Source organism: Streptomyces sp. PU-14G, from assembly GCF_041028275.1.
Classification (GTDB): Bacteria; Actinomycetota; Actinomycetes; order Streptomycetales; family Streptomycetaceae; genus Streptomyces.
On record NZ_JASKYT010000429.1, the window covers coordinates 1 to 7,009 of the forward strand.

At 74.2% G+C, this 7,009-nt stretch carries 9 protein-coding genes; 3 read left to right on the forward strand and 6 right to left on the reverse strand.

Translation table 11 applies throughout. The features are described from left to right. Positions 1-279: 279 nt before the first annotated feature. Together AB8Z75_RS30665 and sigE are read right to left on the reverse strand one after the other, a co-directional pair. Positions 280-1,416: a zf-HC2 domain-containing protein gene (locus AB8Z75_RS30665; protein ID WP_369207708.1), complete on the reverse strand. Its 1,137-nt coding sequence runs from the start codon at positions 1,414-1,416 to the stop codon at positions 280-282. Further along, positions 1,413-2,186: an RNA polymerase sigma factor SigE gene (sigE, locus tag AB8Z75_RS30670; protein ID WP_369207710.1), complete on the reverse strand. Its 774-nt coding sequence runs from the start codon at positions 2,184-2,186 to the stop codon at positions 1,413-1,415. The genes AB8Z75_RS30665 and sigE overlap by 4 nt, the downstream gene beginning before the upstream one ends. Before the next feature lie 127 nt (positions 2,187-2,313). On the opposite strand from sigE, the gene AB8Z75_RS30675 reads away from it, so the two are divergent. Next, positions 2,314-3,009: an O-methyltransferase gene (locus AB8Z75_RS30675; RefSeq protein ID WP_369207712.1), complete on the forward strand. Its 696-nt coding sequence runs from the start codon at positions 2,314-2,316 to the stop codon at positions 3,007-3,009. 191 nt (positions 3,010-3,200) lie between these two features. On the opposite strand, the gene AB8Z75_RS30680 is transcribed toward AB8Z75_RS30675, so the two are convergent. Then, positions 3,201-3,368: a DUF3117 domain-containing protein gene (locus tag AB8Z75_RS30680; protein ID WP_016469583.1), complete on the reverse strand. Its 168-nt coding sequence runs from the start codon at positions 3,366-3,368 to the stop codon at positions 3,201-3,203. 306 nt (positions 3,369-3,674) lie between these two features. On the opposite strand from AB8Z75_RS30680, the gene AB8Z75_RS30685 reads away from it, so the two are divergent. Beyond that, positions 3,675-4,463, forward strand: a complete 789-nt coding sequence (locus AB8Z75_RS30685; protein ID WP_369207714.1) for an enoyl-CoA hydratase/isomerase family protein — start codon at positions 3,675-3,677, stop codon at positions 4,461-4,463. A gap of 34 nt (positions 4,464-4,497) precedes the next feature. Here the strand turns inward: AB8Z75_RS30685 and AB8Z75_RS30690 are convergent, their stop codons facing one another. Together AB8Z75_RS30690 and AB8Z75_RS30695 are read right to left on the reverse strand one after the other, a co-directional pair. Next, entirely contained in the window at positions 4,498-5,112 is a 615-nt protein-coding gene (locus tag AB8Z75_RS30690; RefSeq protein ID WP_369207722.1) for a DNA-3-methyladenine glycosylase I, read from the reverse strand. A gap of 158 nt (positions 5,113-5,270) precedes the next feature. Further along, the gene (locus tag AB8Z75_RS30695; RefSeq protein ID WP_369207716.1) at positions 5,271-5,687 is read right to left on the reverse strand and encodes a DivIVA domain-containing protein; all 417 of its coding nucleotides are present in this window, start codon (positions 5,685-5,687) and stop codon (positions 5,271-5,273) included. A 146-nt stretch (positions 5,688-5,833) separates the two neighbouring features. Here AB8Z75_RS30695 and folP point away from each other — a divergent pair, with 146 nt between their 5' ends. Next, complete coding sequence (gene folP / locus AB8Z75_RS30700; protein ID WP_369207718.1) at positions 5,834-6,727, forward strand: dihydropteroate synthase; 894 nt, start codon at positions 5,834-5,836, stop codon at positions 6,725-6,727. 51 nt (positions 6,728-6,778) lie between these two features. Here the strand turns inward: folP and AB8Z75_RS30705 are convergent. After that, positions 6,779-7,009: transposase (locus tag AB8Z75_RS30705; protein ID WP_369207720.1), on the reverse strand; the 231-nt coding region annotated here is incomplete at its 5' end.

Sequence of the window (7,009 nt, forward strand, 5' to 3'; positions counted from 1 at the left end):
ACCCGGGCCCCGCCCCGGCCGGGAGGCGACCCGGGAGGGGTCCGTATCGGGCGCGCCGCAGGGCACGAGGGGGTCAGGAGGATTCAACCAGGTGCGCCCGGTCCCGCACAGCGGGCGTCAACACGGCATGACCTGACCACCGGAGGGGACGACCCGGAGCCGGGGCCAGGCGTGCCACGACGAAGTGCATGGAGGGCGTGCTCACCCGGTCGCCAGGGGCGCCCAGAGTTTCGACTGCCCGGCCCTCCCCCGGGTGAGCGCCCGGAGCGGTGGAAAGATTCAGCGCCCTGCCGGGGTGGCCGTGGCTGCCGCCGGGGCGGGGCCGGAGCCCGTGGCCAGCGGCGCGCGGCCGGGGAGGGAGCGCAGCACCATCGGGTCGTCCTGCCCCGCGGCGCGCTGGGTGGGCCGCGCGCCGGGAGCGGGCGGGCTGCCGTCCGCCTTCGAGGCGGCCTTGCCGTCCCCGCTCAGCGCGCGCAGGGCCTTCGCCGCGCTGTCCTGCCCTGACCATCCGGCCAGGTCCATGGAGGGCGACAGCCGACGGGGGTGCAGCGCGGACAGCGGGGAGAGCGGGGAGGAAGCGGAACGCTGCAAGAGGCTCACCGGCGCCGTCAGCCGCGCGCCGGGAGCGGCTGCCCCGCGTGCGGTGGCGGGCGCGAACGTCGGGCCCGGGGCCGTGCGGGAGCTCAGCGCACCGCTGCGCGACTCACCGCCGCGGCGCCTGGTGTCGCGCAGGCCCGCTCCCGAGCCCGCGGAGCCGGTGCTGCGCACCGAGTTCGCCGAGGGGCTGTCGCCCCCCGCGCCGGTGGTGCCGCCCGTGGCACCCGAGGCGAGGGTGCCGCCGAAGGCGAGGGCCGCGAGGGAGAACGCTCCTGCCGCGGCGAACGCGAAGCGGCGCCCGCGGGAGGCGGAGCGTTCCCTTTCGGCACGCTCCCGCTCGGTGCCGTCGAGGCGCTCCCGGCGGTCCACGCGTGGCGTCTCGTGTATCCGGAAGCCCCGCTGCGGGGTCAGGGGGCCGCGCCCGCTGCCGCCGCTGACCGGCAGGTACTCGAACGCCCAGGGCGAGCGCTCGGAGCCGCCTGGCAGCCCGGCGACGGTGAGGGCCCCCAGCTCGCCCCGCTCGGCCGGGGAGGCTCCCGGGCCGCCGGGGCCGGGGCCGAGACCGAGGTCGTCCGGGCCCTGCGGGCCCAGGATGTCCGCCGCGGGCAGGCCCTGGAGGCGGGCGAGGAACCCTGCGGAGGGCGGGGGTGGCGCGGCGGCCGAGAAGACGTTCTTCAGCCGGCGCTGGGCGTCGGCCTCGGCCTTGCAGCCCTCGCAGGTCGCCAGGTGGGCGAGCACCCGCTCGCGGGCGTCATGGCCGAGCTCGCCGTCGACGAGGGCGGCGAGGCGGTCCCCGAGGTGGTGGTCCGCGGGAGTCACCCGGCACTCACCTCCCCGGCCCGGGCGGCCGGCACCGACGCGCTCAGGGAGCGCTGCTGCTCGGCCCTGGCCTCGGGCGAACGGTGCTTGAGCGCCTTGCGCAGGTGGGAGCGGCCGCGGTGGATACGGCTGCGGACCGTGCCCAGCTTCACGCCGAGGGTGGCGGCGATCTCCTCGTAGGAGAGGCCCTCGATGTCGCAGAGGACCACGGCGGCGCGGAACTCGGGAGCGAGGGTGTCCAGGGCCTGCTGGACGTCCGCGTCGAAGTGGGTGTCGTTGAAGTGCTGCTGCGGCGTGGGCTCGCGGCTGGGCAGCCGCTCGGCGGCGTCGTCGGCGAGCGCGTCGAAGCGGATGCGCTGCTTGCGCCTGACCATGTCCAGGAACAGGTTCGTGGTGATCCGGTGCAGCCAGCCCTCGAAGGTGCCGGGCGTGTAGGTGGACAGCGAGCGGAAGACGCGGACGAAGACCTCCTGGGTGAGGTCCTCGGCGTCGTGCTGGTTACCCGTCAGGCGGTAGGCGAGCCGGTAGACGCGGGCGCTGTGGGTGCTGACGATCTCCTCCCAGGAGGGAGGGGTCCACGCCTGGGCGTCCGCGGCGGTCTCGAAGGTCGCCGTGGTCGCGGAATCGGCGGAGCGGGACTGGTCAGCAGTGTTGGTCACGGATTTCGGCTGCCCCGCGGACCGGCGGAATCTGGCGAAGACGCCGCGGTCCCGGCTCGCAGCCGCACCTCCCCTGTCGGCTCTGGTGGTGTCCACTGGAGCCCCTACCATAGCCACATCTCCCGTTAGCTCCGGATAAGCGTCTTTGCCCGGCTTTGGCGACCGCCGCACGCCGGTCTCTCCCTCCTCAACGCCCAGTCCCATCAGCAGGTTCCCGGGCCAACGGATACAGTCACGATTGCGTGGAGGACGGGGACAGGAGAGGGCCATTACCGGCAACCGGCAGACGAGCTGGGCGCTCGCCGACGCGTACGGCGCCGAGCTGGTCGAGAGCGCCGAGAGCGAAGCGCTGCGCTGGGCCCGCGCCAGGGCCCAGGACGTCGGTATGCGCTCGGTCTCCCCCGCCACCGGGGCGACGCTGCGGCTGCTGGCGGCGACCGCCGGAGCCAAGGCGGTGGCCGAGATCGGCACCGGAACGGGCGTCTCGGGTCTGCACCTGCTCCACGGGATGCGCCCCGACGGGGTGCTCACCACGGTCGACATCGAGCCGGAGCGGCAGCAGTTCGCGCGCGAGGCCTTCCGGGCCGCCGGGTTCGTGGGCAACGGCGGCAACCGGGTGCGGTTCATCCCCGGCCGCGCCCTGGACGTGCTGCCCCGTCTCGCGGACGGCGGGTACGACCTCGTCTTCTGCGACGGTGACCGCACGGAGTGCCTCGACTACCTCGCCGAATCGTTGCGGCTGCTGCGCGAGGGCGGACTGATCTGCTTCGCCGGGGTCTTCGCGGAGGGCCGCACCGGCGACTCCGCCGTCCCGCCCGCCGAAGTGCTGCGCCTGCGGGAGCTGTTGCGCACGGTGCACGAGAGCACCGTTCTGGTGCCCTCGCTGCTGCCGGTCGGCGACGGTCTGCTGTGCGCGGTCAAACGCGGCGAGTGACCGGCCCCTTGTCCGACGCCTGCCGTCCGGCCCGGAGGCGACGCTCACTCCGCGCCCGGGAGGCGACGCTCACACCTCGCCCGGGCGACGGCGCTCGCGCCGCACCCGACGACGCTGCCCCGGGGGTGTACACGCGTGCGCGTACGCCCCCGGGGCAGCGGTCGTTCTTGGTGGTCCTGACCGGCCGGTCGTCAGCCGCAGACCTTCTTCAGTTCCTCGCCGAGCGCCGTCGCCTCGTCCGGTGTCAGCTCGACGACGAGTCGCCCACCGCCTTCGAGCGGAACGCGCATGACGATGCCCCGCCCCTCTTTGGTCACCTCGAGCGGGCCGTCACCCGTCCGCGGCTTCATGGCCGCCATGCTCGTTCCCCTTCCTGAACCAGCCGATCGCGCCGTGGGCACGTGAACAGGCACAGCCTCACCGGCATCGAACACATTGCTTCCCGACCATTATCCCGCATCGCAGGACCCGATGACCAACATCAGTCCGCATCTCTTCCGGCTCGATCACGCACAAAACCGCCGAATGCGGCGATCTGCCTGCGATACTGCCCCGCCCCCGCTCCCCGCTCGGCGCCCACCGGTTTGACGCAGGTCACATCCGCCCACCCCGCCGACGCCGGTGCCGCCCTGTCCGGCGCCGATGATCTCGGTCATGCTGAGCGCATGTCCGACACCGTGCGCTACGAAGTGAACGAGGGCCTCGCGACGGTCACCCTCAACCGCCCCGACGCGATGAACGCCCTCGACGACGAGACCAAGAACGCCCTGCGGGACACCCTCCAGCGGGCCGCCGCCGACCAGGAGGTGCGGGCCGTACTGCTCACCGGCAACGGACGGGCCTTCTGCGTCGGCCAGGACCTCAAGGAGCACACCGGATCCCTCGAACGCAGCGGCGGAAACGCCCTGAACACGGTCGAGGAGCACTACAACCCGATCACCCTCGCCCTCGCCGGCATGCCCAAACCGGTGGTGGCGGGCGTCAACGGCGTCGCCGCGGGCGCGGGCGCCGGCTTCGCCTTCGCCTGCGACCACCGCGTGATGGCGGACACCGCCGCGTTCAACACCTCCTTCGCCGGGGTCGCGCTGACCGCCGACTCCGGCGTCTCGTGGACCCTGCCGCGGCTCGTCGGCCCCTCACGCGCCGCGGACCTGCTGCTCTTCCCGCGCAGCGTCAAGGCCGACGAGGCGCTCCAGTTGGGACTCGCCAACCGGGTCGTGCCCGCAGCCGAACTCGCCGCCGAGGCAGCGGCCGTCGCCCGCCGGCTCGCACAGGGCCCGACCGCCGCGTACGCGGCACTCAAGGAGTCCCTGGCCTACGGGGCGTCCCACTCGCTGGCCGAGACCCTCGCCAAGGAGTCCGAACTCCAGGTGCGGGTGGGGGGTTCGGCCGACCACCGGATCGCCGTCGAAGCCTTCGTGAAGAAGGAGAAACCCCGCTTCACCGGGCGCTGAGGAGCCGCCTCAGCGCGGACTGCGCTGGCGCTGCTCAGCGCCCACGTCCCGCACCCGCCACGGTCTCGTGGCGCCAGCAGTCCGCCAGGTGGTCGTCGACCAGCCCGCACGCCTGCATCAGCGCGTAGGCGGTCGTCGGCCCCACGAACCGGAAGCCGCGCTTCTTCAGCTCCTTGGCGAGCGCCGTCGACTCGGGCGTGCTCCCCGGCACCTGGGCCGTCGTCCGGGGCACCGGGCGGCCGGCCGGGTCGGGGGCGAACGACCACACCAGCCGGTCCAGCTCGCCGGGCTCCCACGTCGCCGCCACCCGGGCGTTGCCGAGGGCGGCGCCGATCTTGGCGCGGTTGCGCACGATGCCGGGGTCGGCGAGCAGACGCCGCTCGTCCTCCTCGGTGAACCGCGCCACAGCCGGGATGTGGAACCCCGCGAACGCGACGCGGAACGCCTCCCGTTTGCGCAGGATCGTCAGCCAGGACAGGCCCGACTGGAAGCCCTCCAGGCACAGCCGCTCGAACAGCGCGTCGTCGCCATGGACCGGCCTGCCCCACTCGGTGTCGTGGTACGCCGCGTAGTCCTCGGCCGTGACGCCCCAGGGGCAGCGCAGGCGGCCGTCGGGACCCGCCAGGGCGCCGCCCTCGGGAACCGCCAGTGCGCCGCCCTCGGGAGCCGGGGACCGCCCGGCCCCCCGCGAGCCGGGCACGGCCTCCGCCCCGGCACCGGCCCGCTTTCCGGTTCCCTTCCCGGCACCGGCCCGCGTTCCGGTCCCCCTCCCGGCACCGGCCCGCTTCCCGGTCCCGCTCCCGCTACTCATCGCTCCCCCGCCTCCTGGCCGCCCTCCGCGGGGCCGTCCCGCGGCTCCTCCTTCGTCAGGCGATGCCCCTCGCCCCGGCCCATCGCCACGGCCTGGGCCCCCGCCAGCGCCGACTCCAGCTCGGCGATGCGGGCGTCCCGCTCCGCGAGCTCGGCGCCGAGACGGTCGAGGACGTCGTCGACCTGGTCCATCCGGTAGCCCCGCACGCCCACGGCGAGCCGCAGCCCCGCCACGTCCGCGTGCGTGACGGGACGCTCGGGCGGCAGCGGCTCGTCCAGCAGATCCGCCGGCACGTCGGCCAGACCACCCGGCGCGCCGCGCGGGGACGCCCCGGACCGCTCGGCGCCGGCGACGATGGCGAGCGTGACCGCGGCGACGACCACGACGAGCGAGATCAGCAGGAACACGAACACGACACGACTCCCCGAGCGATCCTGAATGTGAGCAGACCCCGATCGTGCCACGGCCCACCGACAGCTATGGTCGGCGGCGGGGATCGGTGCTCAGGCCACGCGGGTGCGGGCCGGGAACGGCACCGCGGAGAGGAAGAGGACGGGTGATGCTGCGCCTGGGTACGCGCGAGTTCGGTGAGCACGAGCCGGTGATCATGGCGATCGTGAACCGGACGCCGGATTCCTTCTACGACCACGGCGCCACGTTCCTCGACGAGCCCGCACTCGACCGGGTGGAACAGGCCGTCGCCGAGGGAGCCGCGATCATCGACATTGGCGGGGTGAAGGCCGGTCCCGGGGACGAGGTCACCGCCGAGGAGGAGGTGCGCCGCACCGTCGGTTTCGTCTCCGAGGTACGGCGGCGCTGGCCCGACGTGGTCATCAGCGTCGACACCTGGCGGCACGAGGTGGGCGAGGCCGTCTGCGAGGCGGGCGCCGACCTGCTCAACGACGCGTGGGGCGGGGTGGACCCGCTGCTGGCTCAGGTCGCGGCACGGTACGGCGCCGGTCTGGTGTGCACCCACGCGGGCGGCGCCGAGCCGCGCACCCGCCCGCACCGCACGGTGTACGCGCCGGCGGAACAGGCACGCGGACCGGGCCCCAGCGGAGTCGTGGACGACATCCTTCGGGTGACGCTCGGGCTGGCCGAACGCGCCGCCGGGCTCGGGGTGCGGCGGGACGGCATCCTCATCGACCCGGGGCACGACTTCGGCAAGTCCACCCGCCACTCGCTCCAGGCGACCCGCGAGCTCGGCCGGATGACCGAAACGGGCTGGCCGGTGCTCGTCTCGCTGTCCAACAAGGACTTCGTCGGCGAGACCCTGGACCGCCCCGTCAAGGAGCGGCTGCTCGGCACGCTGGCCACGACCGCCGTCTCCGCGTGGCTGGGCGCACGCGTCTACCGCGTGCACGAGGTCGCCGAGACGAGGCAGGTGCTGGAGATGGTGGCCTCCATCGCAGGCCACCGCCCTCCCGCAGCGACCCGACGGGGGCTGGCCTGACGCCCGCGCACGGGGGTCGGCGGCTCCCGTCGGCGCGGCAGGGGCCAGGGCCTAGGGCCTGTCTGACAAAGGATCTTGGGCGGGTTCGCGCAGCCAGAGGATGAGTGCGGCGAGGTGGACTCCGGCCTTGTAGCGGGCGGCGAGTTTGTCGAAGCGGGTGGCGATCGCGCGGAACTGCTTGAGACGGCCGAAGCAGCGTTCGACCACGTTGCGGGCCTTGTAGACCTCGCGATCGAAGGTCGGCGGTCCGCCGCCGGCCTTCCCACGCCGCAGGCGGTTGGC

Coding starts and splice junctions, on each gene's coding strand:
- sigE (WP_369207710.1), bottom strand. CDS start 2,186: ATGGTAGGGGCTCCAGTGGACACCACCAGAGCCGACAGGGGAGGTGCG.
- AB8Z75_RS30680 (WP_016469583.1), bottom strand. CDS start 3,368: ATGGCGGCCATGAAGCCGCGGACGGGTGACGGCCCGCTCGAGGTGACC.
- AB8Z75_RS30685 (WP_369207714.1), top strand. CDS start 3,675: ATGTCCGACACCGTGCGCTACGAAGTGAACGAGGGCCTCGCGACGGTC.
- folP (WP_369207718.1), top strand. CDS start 5,834: ATGCTGCGCCTGGGTACGCGCGAGTTCGGTGAGCACGAGCCGGTGATC.